Below are 18,568 nucleotides of genomic sequence, written 5' to 3'. Positions count from 1 at the left end.
CAATCTTCCCACGCCCACCGGGTGGGAGTTTTTGTCCACTTGTGGCGACGTTGCCGCCCTTTATCCCGCCGTATGTGGACAAAAACTCCTAGGGTTAGCCGGCGGCGGTGAGGAACTCCTTGAGGAGGGGCCCGGAGGTGGTGGCACCGAGCCCGCCTTCCTCCACAAAAACGGCAACGGCGAGGTCACCGTGCACAGCCACGATCCAGGCGTGTGTCTTCGGCGGGTTCTCATTGCCGAACTCCGCGGTGCCCGTCTTGGCACCGACGGGCGGGCCCGGAACGGTCGACAGGAAGCCCGCATGGCCGGAGGTGACCACCGCACGCATCATGTCGGCGAGAGCCGCTGCCTCAGCCGCTGTAATCGGCTTGTCGGAGGCTTGGGACGGTGCCTCGGGTGTGACGGTCGACGACGGCGCCCCGGGCTCCGCGGTCGGTTCCCCCGAAGTGTCTGCCGAGGCAGCGCCGGCCTCGGGATTCAGGACCAGCTGCGGTGAGAGGGGCGCGCCCTTCGCCACCGAGCCGGCCATGACGGCCGCCGCCAGCGGTGAGAGGAGCACCTTGCCCTGTCCGATCATGGAGGCCGCGTGTTCGGTGCCCGCAGCCTCCCCGGGGACCGAACCCAGGAACGCCGCGGCGCCAAGGGCCGGTGCTTCCACTGCCACTCCCATCGCCATGGCGGCAGCTTCAAGCTGGGCCTGGGACACGGTGTCGCGTGCCGCGATGAAGGCTGTGTTGCAGGAGTGGGCGAAGGCATCGCGGAGCGTCACGGATCCCAGTGACTCGGCGGGGTAACCTTCGGCATTCTTGAAGGTCCGGCCATCCACCGTGAGGTCGGGAGTGCACTCGACCTTGGAATCCGGGGTCAGCCCGTTGCGGAGCATTGCGAGCGAATCGACCATTTTGAAGGTGGAACCGGGAGCGTACTGGCCCAGCATGGCGGTGTTGTAGCCATTGCTTCCCGGCCCTGATGCGGCCGCCAGCACAGCACCGGTGGAGGGCCGTAGCGCCACGATCGCCGAAGCCGGGCCAACGCCGGCGAGCGTACTCTCGGCCAAGGACTGCAGGGTGGGGTCAAGCGTTGTTTTCAGCGGCGTGCCCGGCGTCGGTGCCACCTCAAACACGACCCGGCGGGGATCCGTTGCGGCCGCCTGGATCTGCTCGGTGGTGAGGTCGGCCCGGTGGGCGCGGATCACCACGGCGTCCGTGCCGCGGAGCTGGGCGTCATACTGCTGCTGCAGGCCGCCGATGCCGGTGACATCGCCGGCTGTCAGGGCACCTGCTGAGGCTTCGATCTGTTCGGCGGTGGCTTCGCCGACGGAACCGAGGACGGCGCGGGCGAAGGTGCGGCTGGGTGCCAGCGGGAGGGTGGCGGAAATGCTGCGGGCGCCCGGGATCTCAGCGATCTGCTGATCAGTGATGGTGCGTCCCTCCTCACGGAGGGTGATGGCCAGGACAAACGCTTCAGCGCCGGCGGCGGCAACCTGCTGGGCGTACCCTGCCGGATCCACGCCCACCAGCTGGGCCAGCTTGGTGGCAGAAGCGGCGGCATCGGCACTGCCGAGGCGGGGCTTGTCGATGCCCACGTTGACCACTGGCCTATAGGTCACCAGCTTGGCGTCACCGGCACCGAGGATGTCAGCCCGCTGTGGTGACTGCGTACCTTTGCTGAGGATCTCACCTTCGGCGAGGTCAGGGACCAGGTCTGCCGGATCCCACACTGCCAGCCAGTCGCCGTCGGACTTCTTGAGTTCCGCCGAAACGGTATATTTCCACTCGGCTGCCGCGATTTTCCAGGTGTAGTTCAGCGGAAAGCTGGCTGTATCGCCGTCCAGGGTGAGTTCCCCGGCTTCCACGGTGGGCTTGTCCGGTTCGAGGGCCCTGAACACTTCCTTGAGCTGCTCATTCACAGCGGCTGAGTCGCGGCCGTCAAAGGCAACGGAGCCGACGTCCAGGGCGGCAACGGCCGAGGCAAGGTGCTTCGCCGCGGCTTCCGCCTCCCCCCGCCCGTCGTCGCAGGCGGCCAGCGACGCGCCGAGAATAATTCCAACCAAGGCAAGTGACAGTTTTTTTGAGTTCCCCACGGCGCCATTATGCCGCGTTTTGGCCATCAAGCTGCGCGAACGTACAGTTGTGGCCCATCCGGGCGGGGCCACAACTGTACGTTCGCGCAGGAAAAGATGTGGGAGCCGCCGTGACCTAGTGAGTCCCCAGCCCCAAGGGAGGGACCTTCATTCCGAATATGTCCTTCAAGGCATATTTTGCGGCGTAATAGCCCGGCATACCCGTAACGCCGGGGCCCGGAGGCGTGGAGGAAGAGCAAAGGTAAACGCCGGGGAGCGGTGTGCGCCACGGAACCGGCGAGACAACGGGCCTCTGGACCAGTCCGCGCACATCCATCAGGCCGGCACTGAAGTCTCCGCCAATGTAGTTCCGGTTGTAGGCGGCCAGTTCCTCGGCGGTGGTCACGTGGGTCTGCACTATAAGGTCGCGGAATCCCGGCGCGAAACGCTCCAGTTGGGCAGTGACGGCATGGCCCATATCCCGCGTGGAACCGGCGGGGACGTGGCAATAGGCCCACAGCACGTGGTGCCCCGCCGGCGCGCGGCTGCCGTCGAAGCGCGACGGCTGCGCCACCAGCACATACGGGCGCTCCGGATGCTTCCCGGCGCTGACCTCATTTTCGGCGCGTGCCAATTCCGCACGTGTGCCGCCCACATGCACCGTTCCGGCGTCCACCAGTTCCTTGGCCGCCCAGGGAACTGGCCCTGAGAGGATGTAGTCAACCTTGCAGGAGCCGTTCCCGTAGCGGAACGACTCCAGCGAGTTCCGGTATTTCGCCGGCAGGTCATCGCCCGCGATGTCCAGCAGGCCCCGGGGTGCCACGTCCAGCAGCGTTGCACGGGCGCCGCCAAGCTCCCTGAGGGTTTCCACCGGCCTGTTGGTGTGGAGCACGCCACCGTGGCCGCGGATGTCATCCGCCAGTGCGGCAGCGATCGACGCCGAACCCCCCATCGGGATCGGCCAGCCCTGGGCATGGGCCAGGGCATTCAGCATCAGGCCGGCGCCTGCGGCGGCCAGGGACGGCAAGTGCGACACCGCATGGGCTGCGACACCGCTAAGCAGCGCGGGAACCAGGTCTTCCCTGAACCGCAGGTTCCACAGCCGCGTGCCCTGTTCCAGGGTCCGAAGTCCGAAGAGCGCCGCCGCAGCTGGATCCCCGGGGATCCGGAGGAGCTGGTGCTGGGTCAGGTCCATCACCCCGTCGATGCGGCTGACAATCGGGGCCATCAGTTTCCGATAGGCTGAACCGTCCCGGCCCAGCCCTTGAACCGTCCGGTCCAGCGAATGGTAGGCCAAGGCCGAGCGCCCGCCGTCCAGTGGGGACCCGAACGACAGTTCCGGGACCACAAGTTCCACCCTGCGTGCCAGTTCAAAGGAGCGGAAGAACGGCGAAGCCAGCGCCATCGGATGGACCGCCGAGCAGATATCGTGGACGTGCCCGGGCAGCATCAGCTCTGAAGTCCGGGTACCGCCCCCGATTGTCCCGGCCGCTTCAAAGACTTCCACGTGCAGTCCAGCCCGAGCCAAAACGGCCGCGGCTGCCAGCCCGTTGGGTCCGGATCCGACGACGGCGACGTCAGGCATGGCTCTTGGCCCGCCAGGGAAAGACGGACTCAGCCGGGCGGAGGATATTGAGCCTCAACCGGTCGGATGCGCCTTCAAAGGGGCCACCGTGGGGATCGTCAAGATCATGCCGGCGGATGGGGTCGTAGCCGGGGTCGTAGATGTCCCACACAACGCGGCCCATGAGATATGCCGTTGCAAGCATATGGCCGGCGACAGCAAGGACGTAGTAGGGCATATCAATATTGTGCTGTGTTGAGCCCCCGCTGGTCACCTGTCCCAGGTACATCCAGATGGCGGCCCAGTGCAGCCCCTCGATTCCCTGCCACACGAGGAAGTCCCGCCACCGCGGCCTCGCCAGGGCAAGGAGGGGGATCAGCCAGATCACAAACTGCGGGGAATAGACCTTGTTCGTCAGGATGAAGGCAGCCACGATGAGGAAAGCAAGCTGCGCCAGGCGGGGCCGGCTCGCTGAAGTCAGTGCCACAAGCGCAATGCCGACGCACGCAAGCACAAACAGGTTGAGGGCCAGCGCATTGATGATTGCAGCGTCCAGGACCATCCAGCGCAGCCTGGTTGCCACCAGGTTGTACGCGAACCAGGGGGAGCTGTAACCGGCCGGGCGGTCCTCCGTGAACTGGTAGAAATACTGCCAGCCTGAGGGATTCATAAGCGCGACCGGTAGGTTAACGGCCAGCCAAGCTACCAGGGCGGCACCCGCCGTGACCAGGAACGTCCGGATCTTGCCGGTCCGGAGCGCCAGGAGCAGAATGGCACCGAAAACAAGCACGGGGTAGAGCTTGGTGGCTGTGCCCAGGCCGATAAGGATACCGGCCAGCACCAGCCTTCCCCGCGAAAAACACAGCATGCCCAGCGCCAGCAGGCCCACGGCCCACATGTCCCAGTTGATGGTCCCGGCAAGCACGATGCCGGGCGCCAGCGCCACCATGGCTGCGTCCCACGGCCGCCGGCGTGACATCCGTGCAGTGGCCAGCACCGTAACGATCCACACAGCAGCGATCAGCGTGGCATTAAAGTCGAAGTAGCCGAGGATCCTGGCGTCACTCACGCCCTGGCCGGGTACCAACCACGCGGTGGCACCGGCAATGAGTCCCATCAGGACCGGGTATTCGAACAGGCTTCCCTGGCTGAAAAACGGGAAGGTGCCGTCCCCCAGGCCCCTGTTCCGGAAGAGTTCCGGAAAGTCGGAGTAACACGTGGAGTAGAACTGGCCGGGGGACTCCCACCCGTTGGCGCGGCAGTAGCCCTTGATCAGAACGCCTGCAAGGGCCGCGAGCACTGTCAGGATGATCAGGACCCGTTCAACGGTAAAAACGCCGGGGGAGACAAGGCCTGGCGCAGAGCGGGAGCCCATCGGCCCGCCAATCAGTTCCGTGAAGTTCCTCAGCAACAGGTCACTGCGGCTGGGAACAACCAGGCGGGCGCGGTGCGCGGGCGCCGGCGGCTTCGTGTCCTGCATGCCTTCGAGCTTACCGGGGTGATGCCCCGCGCCCGCAGGCGGCCCTCACTCACCCGTGTATCGTCGATTCGTACGCCGAGTACTGTTCCGGCGGCCTTTGCGAGACCTTACATTGGGGAGCGGACCTGGGGTCGGCCTGTTCCACGACACGACTGACCTCAAGGAAACACAGTGTTGAATCAGCCGCCGGACGCTCAGGAACTACAGCAGCGGGACCGCGTTGCGCAGCCCGAGGAACGACCCATGCAGCTAAGCGGCGTGCGCTGGACCGGGCCGGCGAGGGTCGGGCTGTTGGCCTTCTGCGTCGCATTCGTTGGTTTGTGGATTCCCTCTTTCTGGGATGACGAGATTGCCACCATCTCCGCGGTCGACAGGTCTCCTGCGCAGCTCCTGGTCCTCCTTCAGTCCGTGGACGCGGTCCACGGACTGTACTACTTCATGATGCACGCCTGGACCTCCGTTTTCGGGTTCTCTGAGATCGCCCTGCGAACACCGTCCGCGCTGGCCGTCGGCCTTGCGTGCGCCGGGACGGTGGTGATTGGTCGGAAGCTGGGATCCACTGCCCTCGGCGTTTCCTCCGGTCTGGTCCTGGCAGTTCTTCCCCGCATGGTGTGGGCAGGGACTGAAGCGCGGCAGTCGGCGTTTACGGCCCTTTTGGCCGTCATCCTCACCCTTTTGCTACTGCGTGCCTGGAAATCCAACCGAGTACTCGACTGGGTCCTCTACGCCCTCTGCGCGGTAATAGGCGTCTGGACGTTCATGTTCTTTGTGTTGGCGGTGGCGGCCCACGCTTTCGCTGCCATCCTGCTTCGGCGCCGGCCCATCGCGACCGCCGCTGCCTGCGCTGCCGTCGGCGCGGGTGTCCTGCCATTCCTGCTGTTCGCCATGGGCCAGAAAGCCCAGGTTTCGTGGATCGAGAACAGGTCCCTGGCGCAAACACTGAGCACTGCAGCTGTTAAGCAATTCTTCTATGGAGAAGACCGCCCCACCGGAAACCTTCCGCCGCAGTGGATCCTGGCGTTTGTGGCGCTTCTAGGTGTCGTTGAGGTGGGCCTGGTGGTCTGGGGGCTATGGACCTCACGGAGGATGCAGCAGGCGCGGACCTTGCTGGTCCTGTGCCTCACCGGAGTTGTCCTCCCCATCGCAGGCCTCGTGCTGGTGAGTGTTGTTGCCCAGCCGGTATATGTAGCCCGGTACCTCACGTTTACCGCGCCCGCCTTCGCCCTCCTGGTGGGCCTGGGAATCGTCAGCATTCCCGCCCGGCGGGCCTGGCTGCGGTACGCGGCCGTCGCTGTCGTGGTCGCAGTAAGCCTGGTTCCACAACTTACGCTGAAGAGTTTGGTGAATGAACCGCCGGACACGGAGCGGAAGATAGGGGACCATGTAGCCGCGGATGCCAATGCACCGGCAGCCATGGTGTTCGAGCATGCCTACCTCCGGGACATGACCCTTGCCTATCCGGACGATTTCAGGAATGTGCAGGACCTGTCGCTCGCCGTGAGCCCCGCAGAATCCGGGACCCTGTGGGGTGAAAACGCTGCGGTCACGCCGGCGCAGCTGTCCGGCAAGGGAAACGTGTGGTTCATCGGAGACGCAAGCGACGCCCCCGACGATCTTTCGGCCTTCGCTTCAGCGGGCTGCACGGAAACTCAAAGTCTCATGTACGCGCGGATGCACATAGTGGCCTTCGCCTGCAGTTGAGCGCTGGAGCCCACGCGTTGCCGCGCAGGCTCCAGCCGGGATGCCGACCATGGTAGCCGTCAGCTCCTCCAGGGCGAGCGAAGAGCGACCGCTGCATCAGTTCATGCCGCGCATTTGCTGGTGCATCAGTAGGTAAACGTCCTCACGGTGCCGTTCCAGCAGCTGCTCGTTGAACGGACGGCGGTCGCGGTCCGGCCGGCGCCGGGAGAACAATGCCTTGGTGATCCTCTTGATCATGGTGGTCACCCCCTTTCGGTGTCGGCTGGTTGCCAGGCTGGACTGCCTCGTCTGCGGTTTCGCCGCTGTAGCGGTCATTAGCTTTTTCCTTGCTTTCGACGGAATGAAATTGGGCATGCCAAATAGAGCCCGGTAAAGGCGCGACAATACCGGCACTAAATAGGCATAAAAATGCCCGGTACTAATTAGTGATTCGCGAATGCGAAATAGGCCCCTGAAACAACGGTGCTGCAGACCCCAACAAGAAGCCAGGTTCCGAATTATGGGGATGCTGCGTCACCGCGTGGTTCCGCCTTGACAGTGTGCCGACATGAGCCGCCCGAAATGCGGGCAGTTATGAGGAACTTCGAACTCCACTGACCCCGCCGGTGGCGGCATCAGGAGCAGGAAGGCTTAGGAGTCGGACGCTCCGTTAAAATGGCGCGCGTGAGCAACAGGGGCCGGGGACGCGGTGATGGTCATCTTCCATCCGCTAGTCAAAGTAATCATTTTTCCCAACCTCCTTTTCTGCTCTGCCGTTGCTCCAGCTGACTGGCCTGGCAACGCGCGCCGTACCCCGGCAAGCCGCTCTGGGGTCAGAAATAAAATTACACTACGAATGCGGCTGTGCGCCATCTATTTCTGGAAGTTTTTCGAAGAAGTTTATGAATTGCGTTTAGAGGCCCCAGCGGACAATTGCAGGGGTCTTCTTATCCCAGCCCAAGGTGCAGACTTTTGCGGTCCCGAGAATGAAGTGGCGCCCTTCGGTGGGGGCCAATTCAAGCCATCGCGCTGTAAGGATCCGGGAAAAGTGCCCGTGGGCGACGATCAGCACATTATCCAAACCCGATTCGAGGACCCTGGCCACAATCTTGTCCGCACGGGCAGCAACCTCGTCCAGGGTCTCCCCATTGGGTACTCCGTGTGTCCAGATCAGGTAGTCGGGGTTGTCCTTACGGATCAGGTCCGAGCTGATGCCTTCATAGTCCCCGTAGTTCCACTCCACTGCGAGCGGCTCATGCTGCGCGTCCGGGAATCCTGCCAGTTCAGCGGTCCGGCGGGCACGTCGCAGGGGCGAGGTCAGGACGAGGTCGAAGTCCACCTGGTCCAGCACTTTGCGGGCTTCAACTGCCTGCTGCTCGCCTTCCACGGTCAGCGGCAGATCGGTAAGGCCCGTGTACTGGCCGCTCTTGGACCATTCTGTCTCGCCGTGGCGCAGGATCCAGAGCTGGGGCCGGGGGGTCATGGCAGAAATGTTCATTTGGGCTCCTCAGTAGCGGAAAGTTCGACGTCGGCGGGGGACTCATCGGCCTCCGGAACCGGAGGTGCTGCTTCAGGCTGCTGGGCCCACCAGGCGAGCAGCCTGGCCTCGGCATCGGCCGGCTGCAGCGGGCCGTGCTCCATCCGTTCCTCCAGGAGGAACTTGTATGCCCGCCCCACAACCGGCCCTGGCTTGAGGCCCAGGACGGCCATGATCCGGGCGCCGTCGAGGTCGGGCCGCACGGCATCCAGTGATTCCTGCTCCCGCAGGGCGGCAATGCGGCTTTCCAGGTCGTCGTAGGCGAAGGCGAGGCGTTCGGCCTTGCGCTGGTTCCGGGTGGTGACGTCCGAGCGTGTCAGCCGGTGCAGGCGCTCCAGCAGCGGGCCGGCGTCCGTGACGTAGCGCCGGACGGCCGAATCGCTCCAGCCTGCATCCCCGTAGCCGTAGAAGCGCATGTGCAGTTCCACCAGGCGGGCCACGGCTTTGATGGTGTCATTGTCGAAGCGCAGTGTCTTCATCCGCTTCGCCGTGAGCTTCGATCCCACCATGTCGTGATGGCGGAAGCTGACCGCACCGCCCGGCTCGAAACGCCGCGTAGCCGGCTTGCCGACGTCGTGCATGAGCGCCGCAAACCGCAGCACAAAGTCCGGAGCCGGCACGTCGCCGTCGGCATCGGTTTCCAGGGCAGCCGCCTGCTCCAGTACCTGCAACGAATGCTGGTACACGTCCTTATGACGGTGGTGCTCGTCCGATTCAAGCCGCAAGGCGGACACTTCCGGCAGCACGAACTCGGCGAGGCCGGTGTCCACCAGCAGGTCCACACCGGTCCGGGGGTTGGCGCCGCAGATGAGCTTGACCAGTTCATCGCGAACACGTTCGGCGGAGATGATGGTGATCCGCTCGGCCATCTGGCTCATGGCCAGGCGAACGTCGTCGTGCACGGAAATCCCCAGCTGCGAGGCAAACCGGGCAGCGCGCATCATGCGGAGGGGATCGTCGGAGAAGGAGTCTTCGGGTGAACCGGGCGTCGCCAGGACGGAGCCATGGAGGTCCCGGACGCCGCCGAACGGGTCAATGAGTTCCAGCGAGGGCAGCCGCAGCGCCATGGCGTTGATGGTGAAGTCCCGGCGCAGCAAATCATCGGTGAGCGAGGACCCGAAGGCCACCACCGGCTTCCGCGACTCGGGATCGTAGGCCTCGGCCCGGTACGTGGTGACCTCGATCTGGAAACCGGCCTTGCGCATGCCGATGGTTCCGAAGGCGCGGCCGATCTCCCAGTAGTTGTCCGCCCATTTCTTGATGAGGGCCACCGTCTGGTCAGGCGTGGCGTCCGTCGTGAAGTCCAGGTCCGGCGACGTCCGCCCCAGGAAAAGGTCACGGACCGGCCCGCCCACCAGCGAGAGTTCATGGCCGGCGTCGACAAACCGCTGGCCGAGCTCCAGGACCACCGGGTCAACCTGGAAATCGACGGTGTGGGATTCAGTCTTGTGATGTACGTGCGCCATAGTTACTTAAGCTTGGCAGAAACCAGAGCGTTGGCAGGCCAAAATCGCGTGAAGATCATGCCTAATCGTCCCTGCGCCGGCAAAGTGCGTCATACGCAGTCCATCTTGATGTCATGTTCCGGTCATCAGGAACGGGCAAGAGTCGTTAGAGTGGACTTCATGGCCCATCCCGTACCGAGCGCTCCCGGCAGGAGGACAAATCCACCGTTGCCATCGGCAATCGGTGCCCACGTCGCGCCCGCCCAGCACTCGGCCCCGGCCTCTCTCCCCACCGTTGAGGAAATCAGCGCCGGTGGCGTGGTGGTGGACACGTCCGACGGCGAACTCAGGGTTGCAATCATTGCCCGCCTTAACAGGGGCGGACGGCTGGAGTGGTGCCTGCCGAAGGGGCATCCGGAAGGCAAAGAGAACAACGAGCAGGCGGCAGTTCGCGAGATTGCCGAGGAAACCGGCATCGAAGGAAACATCCTGGCGCCGCTTGGCAGCATCGACTACTGGTTCACTGTCAGCGGGCACCGCGTGCACAAGACCGTGCACCATTACCTGCTGCGCGCCACGGGCGGCGAACTCACCATCGAGAACGATCCCGACCAGGAAGCAGTGGACGTCGCCTGGGTGCCCATCCAGGAACTCGCACGGAAGCTCTCCTTTCCCAACGAGCGGCGCATCGCCGACCTCGCGCGGGAAGTCCTGCCCGAACATCTTTAGTGGTACACCCAGCGCCCCCGCGACCCCCGGCCGGCCGCCGCGTTGCGGCATTAACGGCGTCCGGGTGAGACGATGAAGTCGATGTCAGCTACCAACTTCCCTTCCGATGAAGCGCGCGGCGCCGGTGAAACCCCGCCAAACGCTGCCCAGCCCGGCGAAACGCGTTCCAGTGCCATCATGGCCGCCGGGACGCTCATTTCACGGTTCCTGGGCTTCGGCAAGACGTGGATGCTGGCGGCTGCCCTGGGGCTGAGCTCCACGGTCAATGACACATTCATCAACGCCAACAACCTCCCCAACCTGATATTCCTGCTGGTGGCCGGCGGTGTTTTCAACGCCGTGCTGGTCCCGCAGATCATCAAAGCGAGCAAAGCCCCGGACAGGGGAGCGGACTACATCAGCCGACTCCTCACCCTCGCCGTCCTGCTGCTTTTGGGCCTCACCGCCCTGGTCACGCTGGCGGCGCCCTGGATCATCGACCTGACCACCCAGGGATACTCGTCCCAACAAAAGGCCCTGGCCATTGCGTTCGCCTTTTGGTGCCTGCCCCAGATCTTCTTCTATGGCCTCTATGCACTCCTCACGCAGGTGCTCAACGCCAACGGCGCCTTTGGCCCGGCCATGTGGGCGCCCATCCTGAACAACCTTGTGGGCATCGGTGGCCTGGGCATGTTCATCTGGATCTACGGCGCCAACGAGGTCAATCCGCACACCCTGGACAACTGGGGACCCTCGCAGACATTGCTCGTGGCAGGTTTCTCCACCATCGGCGTGGTGGCCCAGACGGCCATCCTGCTCATCCCGGTGTTCCGGCTGAAACTTGGCCTCCGTCCCCGGTTCGGGTGGCGCGGGGTTGGACTTGGCCAGGCAGCAAGGCTGGGCGTCTGGACGCTGCTGACGGCCGCCGTCGGGCAGCTTGCCTTCCTCTACGTCATGCGGATCGCTACCATCCCGGGCGCCGAACGGCTCCGCCTGGAACGCGCGGGGGATCCAGCCGCAGACTTCCTGCCCGGAAACGCGGTGCTGGAAGTGGCCAGCCAGCTCTATCTGCTGCCACACTCCGTCATTGCGCTGTCCCTTGCCACGGTCCTTTTCAACCGGATGACCCGGGCCTCCCAGGACGGTAACAAGGAAGAACTCAGGGACGCCCTGTCCCATGGCCTGCGCACCATGGCCGTGGCCACGGTCTTCGGTGCGCTTGCCCTGTTTGCCCTGGCCGGGCCGCTGGGCATGTTCTTCTCGGGCGGGGAAAGACAGGACGGCGTCATGCTCGCGCAGACCCTGACCATCCTAGCCCTGAGCACACCGTTCATGAGTGCCAACTTCATGATGTCCCGGGTGTTCTATGCCAACGAGGATGCGCGGACCCCGTTCTATATCCAGCTCCTCCTGGCCGTGGTCTACGTGGCCGGTGCCTTCACCATCCAGTTCCTGCCGGTGGGGCAGATCATCTACGCCATCGCCATCCTGTACATGGTGGGCAATATCCTCTCGGTGGTGATCAGTGCCTTCTTCCTGCGCCGGCTCCTGGGCCACCTGGATGGGCCGCGGATTGCCAACTCCTACATCCGGATGGGGTATGCCGGACTCGGTTCAGCAATCGCCGGGGCCGGGGCCCTGTGGCTGCTGGGCAGCTACAGCCCGGACGGCTTTGCCTGGAGCGACCGGCTCGCAGCCCTGGTGACCATCATCGTCGTCGGGCCCGTGATGCTGGTGGCCTATCTTTTCCTGCTGAAGATCTTCCACGTCTCTGAACTGCGTGATCTGATGCGCCCCCTGATGGGACGGCTGGGGCGCGCCGCGCCCGCCGGTCCTGCAGATTCGGAGCCGGCAGCGCCGCCGTCGTCCGGTTCCGGGGGAGCCTCCTCTGCATCGCAAAGTACGACGCCGGAACGCGCCACAGTCTCGGTGGACACCGGCCTGGTCCCCCGCATCTCCGGCGAGTTTGACGCCGTCTCCTTCCGGGCCGGGCCAATCCCGGAAGCCACACGGAAACATGCCCCCGGGCCCGTTGTTCCAGCTGACTCCGATAACGGCGGCGGAGGATACCTTCCGGCGGAGGACGTGCCCGGCACGGCAAAGCGCGGCCTGCTGCGGGACGAGATTCCGCTGCCTGGACGGCGGACCTTCCAAGGGCCAGCCGGGAAGAACCCCCATTTCAGGCCGCGACGGCCCCGAAAAAAGTGATATAGCCGGAGTTTCCGGCTGCCTGCCTTCACCGACCGCCACAGCCCATCGGCTAGGATCGAAAGTGAACAAGGGTTGTTGCAGTCAAGCGTCAGCCGGCCCGCCGGCAGGCGCTCGACAGCGGTGGCGCCACCCATACGCCGGCAATTTCCCGGACAGTCTAGGAGGAACACGTGTCCCACCCGATCGATGTTGGATCAGTACTCGGCGGCCGCTATAAGGTCACAGCCACGGTATTGACCTCACACGACCAGGATCTGGTGCTGGACGGGGTGGACCAGGTTCTGAACCGTCCGGTCAGCATTCTGGTTGCTGGCCCGGAAAATACTGAGCAGGTTGCCCAGAGCGCCCGCGAAGTTGCCACCGGTGAACGGCCCGGCACCGTCCAGGTCCTTGACCTGGGCGTCACCGAAGCGGCCACCTACCTGATCACGAACCACACCTCCGCCGCTGACCTGCTGGACCTTGTGGTTGCCTCCAACCCGCCGTACGTCGAACCGTTCTTCACGGATACGCTCGGAAGTGAAATTTTCGGCCAGGCGCGGTCTCACGAACCCGAACCGTACGACGACGAAGAGAACGTCGACGCCGGCTACATCAACTATGCGGGCGAGCACCCGCGCCAGGTTGACCCCTACCGCGCCAACCAGCCAGTGGTACCGCCCAGGCCGCCCGCCCGTCCAGCAGCGTCTCCTGCTGCCGGAGCGGCTGCTGGCGGTGCTGCGGCCTCAGGCGCAGCCGCAGCGAGTGCAGCCTCGCAGCAGGCGACGGCTCCCCACCAGGTGCGGCCCGGCGTCCGGCAGCCCGAGGTCCCGGCTTCAGGACCGTCCGGTTCAAGGGAAGACACCGGCGCTGCTTCGCCTAAAGTTTCATTGTGGAACGAAGAGGACTACAGCTACGGCGGCCACGATCAGGAGGCCGCCCATGATGAATCCGCTAAGCCCGCCGCATCCCGTGGGACTGACCGTTCCGGAGGAAAGTTCCCAGGCTTCGCCCGTTCCGCTGCGTCCGCAGGGACGGCTACGTCTACGGCTTCCACGGATGACCCGGGCGACTACTACGACGACGACGAACCCGAACGCGAGCCCCGGTCGATGCGTTGGCTGGTTGGTGGTCTGCTGGCGGTGGTCCTGGTTGTGGGCCTCGTTTTCGCCGTTACCAACCTGGGCAGCCTGTTCCGCTCTGATCCGCAGGCAAACACTACGGCCACTGGCTCAACCACCGCCCCAACAGATCCCGGTACGGCCAGCCCGACGGCGACCGCCCCTGCACCGGCCGCACCCCCCGCCATCGAGGAAATTACCCGCCAGGGTAATTTCGACTTCGCTGCGACATACGACGTGGATCTGGTCAAGGCGTTTGACGGCAATGCTGCCAGTTACTGGTCGGACATGGAGTTCGCAACTGAGGGATGGGGAGGGCTTGCCGCTGACGGTGTTCCGCTGTTCATCAAGCTAAAGGAAACGGCCACCGTTTCCTCCATCACGCTGACCCAGCTGGGCGCTTCCGGCGGCAACATCAGCGTGTTCACGAACGACCGCCCGTCGTTGGATGGCGCGAAGCAGGTGGGGACCAACAGCTTCACCTCCACTGACCTGACCCTGCCCCTTGCCGAGCCTGTCCAGGCGGACTACGTCATTGTTTCCATCAAGACTTTGCCCAAGCTGGCAGCACCGAAGACCCGTTACGGATTCGGTATCCGCCTGGCCGAAGTCAAGATCCAGTAGTTAGTACGGCCAGCGCCGCCGTCAGGCCGCGCCCCATTCCCTGCAGGAGTCATTCCCGCGGTAACAGGGCGCGGCCCTTCTGTCTCCAGACGGTAATCTGGTATGGCGTCGTTCTTGAGGTGGCCCTGCACCGTCCCTGTACGGTTCCTTCGTTTGCCGGCGCCCGGAATATCCAGCATCACGATTCAGTTGTGCCATGTGGCCGCCTCCACGGGCTGGCGCATCGATTAAGGAAGAGGTTCACCGTTCAGTGACCAACGCAGAAAACACCGCGTCCGAAGTACGTGATGTCATCATCGTCGGCTCGGGGCCGGCTGGCTACACGGCTGCCGTGTACACGGCTCGTGCAAACCTCAAGCCCCTGCTTCTGGCTGGCTCCGTCACCGCCGGCGGCGAACTGATGAACACCACCGACGTCGAAAATTACCCTGGTTTCCCCGAAGGCATCATGGGGCCGGACCTTATGGAAAACTTCGAGAAGCAGGCGGCGCGGTTCGGCACGGAAATCCAGTTTGAGGATGTCACTGCTCTGCAGCTCGAGGGAGACGTCAAGTCCGTCACCATCGCCACCGGTGAAACATTCCAGGCACGCGCGATCATTCTCTCGACGGGATCGGCTTACCGCGAGCTGGGGCTCCCCAACGAAAAGCGCCTCTCCGGCCACGGCGTCAGCTGGTGTGCAACCTGTGACGGTTTCTTTTTCAAGAATCAGGACATAGCCGTCATCGGTGGGGGAGACTCTGCCATGGAGGAAGCACTGTTCCTGACCAAGTTCGCCAAGTCAGTCACAGTGGTCCACCGCCGCGATTCACTGAAGGCGTCGAAGATCATGGCTGACCGCGCCCTGGCGCACGAAAAGATCAACTTCGTCTGGAACAGCACGGTGGACGATGTGGTTGGTGAGAACAAGGTTACGGGCTTGAAGATCAAGAACCTGCTGGACGGATCCGTTTCCGCCCTCGCCGTCACCGGCGTTTTCGTGGCAATTGGCAACGATCCCCGCACTGAGTTGGTGAAGGATGCGCTGGAGATTACGCCTGCCGGCACAATCGCCGTTGAGGGCCGCAGTTCCAAGACCAGCATCCCCGGTGTCTTTGCCGCCGGAGACGTCGTAGACCCCACCTACCGTCAAGCCATCACGGCTTCCGGTTCGGGCTGCGTAGCCGCCATTGACGTGGAGCACTACCTCGCAGATCTTCACGCGTAATCCGCGTACCAACCCTTCGAAGAAAGAGACAAAATTATGAGCAACGCAAAAGACGTAACTGATGAAAGTTTCGGCGCGGATGTTTTGTCCGCGGACAAGCCGGTCATCGTGGACTTCTGGGCAGAGTGGTGCGGTCCCTGCCGCAAGCTGGGTCCCATCCTCGACGAGATCTCGGTCGAATACAGCGAGAAGGTGAACGTCGTCAAGCTCAACGTTGATGACAACCCCGCCATCGCCGCTGAATACGGCATCACATCGATTCCCGCCGTCTACCTTTTCCAGGACGGACAGGTAAAGAGCACGGTCATCGGCGCAAAGCCTAAGCAGTTCTTTGAAAAGGAATTCGCAGACGTCCTGTCCTAGACAACTTCAGGGGACTGGGCTCCGATCAGCGATCCAGCGAGTGGCCACCGGCTTCGAACGGTGGCCACTCGCTTTTAAGGTATCGGACCGAACAGCTATGTTCTGTTGCGCCGTGCTGACTCGGCCAGAATAGACCGGATTTGGTTCATTCAATGGCTAGTCTGCCACAGAAGCCCCTCTGAGACGCCGCGGAGAAGATTCTGGAGTTTCCGTGGAGCTGGACCGGGCGGAGTACTCACCGAGGGTAGTGGAGTAACCTCCCGTCCGCGTGTTTCACGTGAAACACTCCGCAGCCGCACCTCCGGAACCAGTCCCTCAGCAGGGCCCCGTCAACGGATGCCTGCGGCGTTCACATCGGACCCACATGGGGACGCGCTGCGCGGGTACGGCACCCAGCCCTGAAAAAGTCTCTAACATCGCCTGTACGGGAGCGGTCTGATTGTCAAAAAGGGCAGGTCAAGATACTCAGCGGACCATAACGAGTGGCTGGAATGCCCGACCGTGTCCGTTGTTCTGCGAACCGGCCTTCTTTGTCTGGCGCTTCGTCCCCTGCGCGTCGGTTACGTCCGAGTGTCCCGTCCCATCAGGCCCAGCTCCTGTACACCCTCCGGAGTCTTCTTTTGGCAAATCAGGGGCCGGACAGCGGCGTCAGATGGCGCTGGCGACTAGCGCGGCCCTGATGCACTCCAAGAATAATTCAGGAATGTCCCTGACACGGCACAGCCAGCACACGGAGCGATCCGAGACGCCCCTGCTCTGGCGTGTTCCGTTTCACGTGAAACATGAGCAGCAAGATCTTCTATTGAAGGAGGATGCATGAGTTGCCCCTGACGTATTGCCAAGCAGTGCTCGTTTTGCAGCGGAGATAACTGGAAGGAAAGCTCAGCACAAGCTTCAGTCAGCAGTCGCACCTGCCTAGGGGGAGAATCGGTAGCTGGATGGCTGTGCGGCTCGGCTCCCACCAGCTCCGGTTGAAATCTTAGCTGCAGTAGGACTGGCCACGAGGCTATCCGCTCGAGTATCTGCGCGCTAGCCCAGCCACTACGAATAAATCAACCTTCAAAACAGACCGCGGACCTTGGTAACCGACGCCGGATCCGTACCACCGAACTTTCGCGGTTGCGGCCTGGGGCAAGAATGCAGCGGTATCGGGGGAGCCGTTCGGTGCGACGGCTTCACTCCGCCGGATTTTCCGGTGGTGTCAGCGGGACAGTCGGCTAGGCCCCTGCAGCGCAGTTATCGTCCTCCACCGCCTCTCTTTGGATGGGGCAAGGCGATTCCCCATCCATGGTGGAGCGTAGACGCACGAGGCTGTAGCCGCTGGCCAGCGCCAAAGGGCCCAAAGCTGCATATTCGGAGTTGGCGTACGAGCTGGACGGACCAAGTCTTGGGGGCGGGGTACCTGGTGCGCTCAAGCAGTTGAGTTCCAGTGCAACTAGAGCATCCTCCGATTACTCGGAAAGTACCCTCCGCCGTGGTGCCCGCGCGCCGGCATCCCCGGCATCCGGGTAGCGCCGGAGCTCAGGATGACCACCACGCAGACGTGGGGCTCCTCCTTCCCAAAGCGCGATGTTCAGCACCAATGAACGGGTAATCATCAGTTCTCCCGACCCACACCTAGGCCCTTCTGGAGGGCTCACATGGAGGCGCTGGCTCACGTTTCACGTGAAACATTAGCCCCTGATGCGCGCTGACTCCTGCACGAGAAATTGCTATGAAGATTCAGGGCTGGGCCTTGCTCGATAACCACGTCATGGACATGTCTCGATGTAGCCAGCCCTACGGTACGCGCCCTTCCCAGGCCAACGGGAGCCAACGTACGCAAACAAGGGGCCCGGTTGGGCAGTGTGGGGCCACGCCGTCAAAACATCTACACGTCGACGCAGATCCGGCCGCACAGCGTGGAAGCCGGCGTCTACCCTTCGCTCCCAGCAGAAAACAGCAAGACGACAACAGAGCGTCGGGCGCTTGGCCATCAGTTTCACGTGAAACGATCACAAACGTGTGCCCATGGTCGGTGAATTCAGCGGCACGCGGCATCCGCCATCTGCACCGCCTTATGCGGTAACACCCACGGACGGAAGGCAGTGCCCGGCGTCTGGAATCGCCCTGCCAGCAGTCCTGGCCGAACGGATTCAGGAACTAAGGATTGCGTCTCACCTGATTCGCGCCGTGAACGCGTATCCAGCCTGCGGAAGCTCTTACTGCCGAAAAGGTCCTCTGCTCCGCACGCGAGTCGCGCTGCCATCGATGGACACATGTCGCGGCGGCTTTGTAGCGACACAGTCGATGAACCCCGCGGTCCTGATTCGGAGACAAAGCCAGACGCGACAAAGCGCACACTCCCGCAGGTCAGCACAAACTCTTGTACCAGGCTGTGAGGGTACCGGATTTCCAGCACGCTTGATGCGGCCCTTGTGAGAGCACACATTGAGTGGGCTGCCCAGGCCACGTTCCGGCCGTGCCGAGCAGTCTCGGCCACACCGGGGGCTTGGCTGTATGTCTCGCCACAGCCTGGGATTGCCATCCCAAAGCAGCGGCGTTTGTCCGCGGGGTCGGCGACGAGGTGCTCTGGCCCTGTGACAAG

At 63.5% G+C, this 18,568-nt stretch carries 12 protein-coding genes; 6 read left to right on the top strand and 6 right to left on the bottom strand.

The window, feature by feature from the left end; translation table 11 throughout:
* Window positions 1-94: 94 nt before the first annotated feature.
* The 3 genes from AU175_RS11065 to AU175_RS11055 all read right to left on the bottom strand — a co-directional run bounded on the left by AU175_RS11065 (window position 95) and on the right by AU175_RS11055 (window position 5,106).
* Window positions 95-2,083, bottom strand: a complete 1,989-nt coding sequence (locus AU175_RS11065; RefSeq protein WP_066290966.1) for a penicillin-binding transpeptidase domain-containing protein — start codon at window positions 2,081-2,083, stop codon at window positions 95-97.
* Between the two features lie 115 nt (window positions 2,084-2,198).
* On the bottom strand, window positions 2,199-3,647 hold the full coding sequence (locus AU175_RS11060; protein ID WP_066288612.1) for a phytoene desaturase family protein: 1,449 nt from the start codon (window positions 3,645-3,647) through the stop codon (window positions 2,199-2,201).
* Window positions 3,640-5,106 (bottom strand): glycosyltransferase family 87 protein, encoded by a 1,467-nt coding sequence (locus tag AU175_RS11055; protein ID WP_066288610.1) that lies wholly within the window; start codon window positions 5,104-5,106, stop codon window positions 3,640-3,642. Before AU175_RS11055 ends, AU175_RS11060 begins: the two co-directional genes overlap by 8 nt.
* Before the next feature lie 171 nt (window positions 5,107-5,277).
* On the opposite strand from AU175_RS11055, the gene AU175_RS11050 reads away from it, so the two are divergent.
* Window positions 5,278-6,807: a glycosyltransferase family 39 protein gene (locus tag AU175_RS11050; RefSeq protein WP_156642284.1), complete on the top strand. Its 1,530-nt coding sequence runs from the start codon at window positions 5,278-5,280 to the stop codon at window positions 6,805-6,807.
* A gap of 96 nt (window positions 6,808-6,903) precedes the next feature.
* Here the strand turns inward: AU175_RS11050 and AU175_RS11045 are convergent, their stop codons facing one another.
* The 3 genes from AU175_RS11045 to AU175_RS11035 form a co-directional block, all read right to left on the bottom strand.
* Complete coding sequence (locus AU175_RS11045; RefSeq protein ID WP_066288604.1) at window positions 6,904-7,122, bottom strand: hypothetical protein; 219 nt, start codon at window positions 7,120-7,122, stop codon at window positions 6,904-6,906.
* 577 nt (window positions 7,123-7,699) lie between these two features.
* The gene (locus AU175_RS11040; RefSeq protein ID WP_066288602.1) at window positions 7,700-8,284 is read right to left on the bottom strand and encodes a histidine phosphatase family protein; all 585 of its coding nucleotides are present in this window, start codon (window positions 8,282-8,284) and stop codon (window positions 7,700-7,702) included.
* Window positions 8,281-9,789, bottom strand: a complete 1,509-nt coding sequence (locus AU175_RS11035; RefSeq protein ID WP_066288599.1) for a CCA tRNA nucleotidyltransferase — start codon at window positions 9,787-9,789, stop codon at window positions 8,281-8,283. The genes AU175_RS11040 and AU175_RS11035 overlap by 4 nt, the downstream gene beginning before the upstream one ends.
* 207 nt (window positions 9,790-9,996) lie before the next feature.
* On the opposite strand from AU175_RS11035, the gene AU175_RS11030 reads away from it, so the two are divergent.
* The 5 genes from AU175_RS11030 (at window position 9,997) to trxA (ending at window position 15,981) form a co-directional block, all read left to right on the top strand.
* Window positions 9,997-10,497: an NUDIX hydrolase gene (locus tag AU175_RS11030; RefSeq protein ID WP_066288597.1), complete on the top strand. Its 501-nt coding sequence runs from the start codon at window positions 9,997-9,999 to the stop codon at window positions 10,495-10,497.
* Between the two features lie 81 nt (window positions 10,498-10,578).
* Window positions 10,579-12,684, top strand: a complete 2,106-nt coding sequence (gene murJ / locus AU175_RS11025; protein ID WP_066288594.1) for a murein biosynthesis integral membrane protein MurJ — start codon at window positions 10,579-10,581, stop codon at window positions 12,682-12,684.
* Between the two features lie 173 nt (window positions 12,685-12,857).
* Window positions 12,858-14,411, top strand: coding sequence for an ABC transporter substrate-binding protein (locus AU175_RS11020; RefSeq protein ID WP_066288590.1), 1,554 nt, complete (start codon window positions 12,858-12,860; stop codon window positions 14,409-14,411).
* A 250-nt stretch (window positions 14,412-14,661) separates the two neighbouring features.
* Entirely contained in the window at window positions 14,662-15,618 is a 957-nt protein-coding gene (gene trxB, locus AU175_RS11015; protein ID WP_066288588.1) for a thioredoxin-disulfide reductase, read from the top strand.
* A gap of 36 nt (window positions 15,619-15,654) precedes the next feature.
* A complete protein-coding gene (gene trxA, locus AU175_RS11010) occupies window positions 15,655-15,981 on the top strand; it encodes a thioredoxin (RefSeq protein ID WP_066288586.1) in 327 nt (108 codons plus the stop codon).
* Window positions 15,982-18,568: the final 2,587 nt, after the last annotated feature.

Origin of the sequence: Arthrobacter sp. B6 (genome assembly GCF_001663775.1) — a bacterium.
GTDB lineage: Bacteria > Actinomycetota > Actinomycetes > Actinomycetales > Micrococcaceae > Arthrobacter.
Note: the sequence above shows the minus strand (reverse complement) of the source record. Positions and strands in the feature narration are given on the sequence as shown.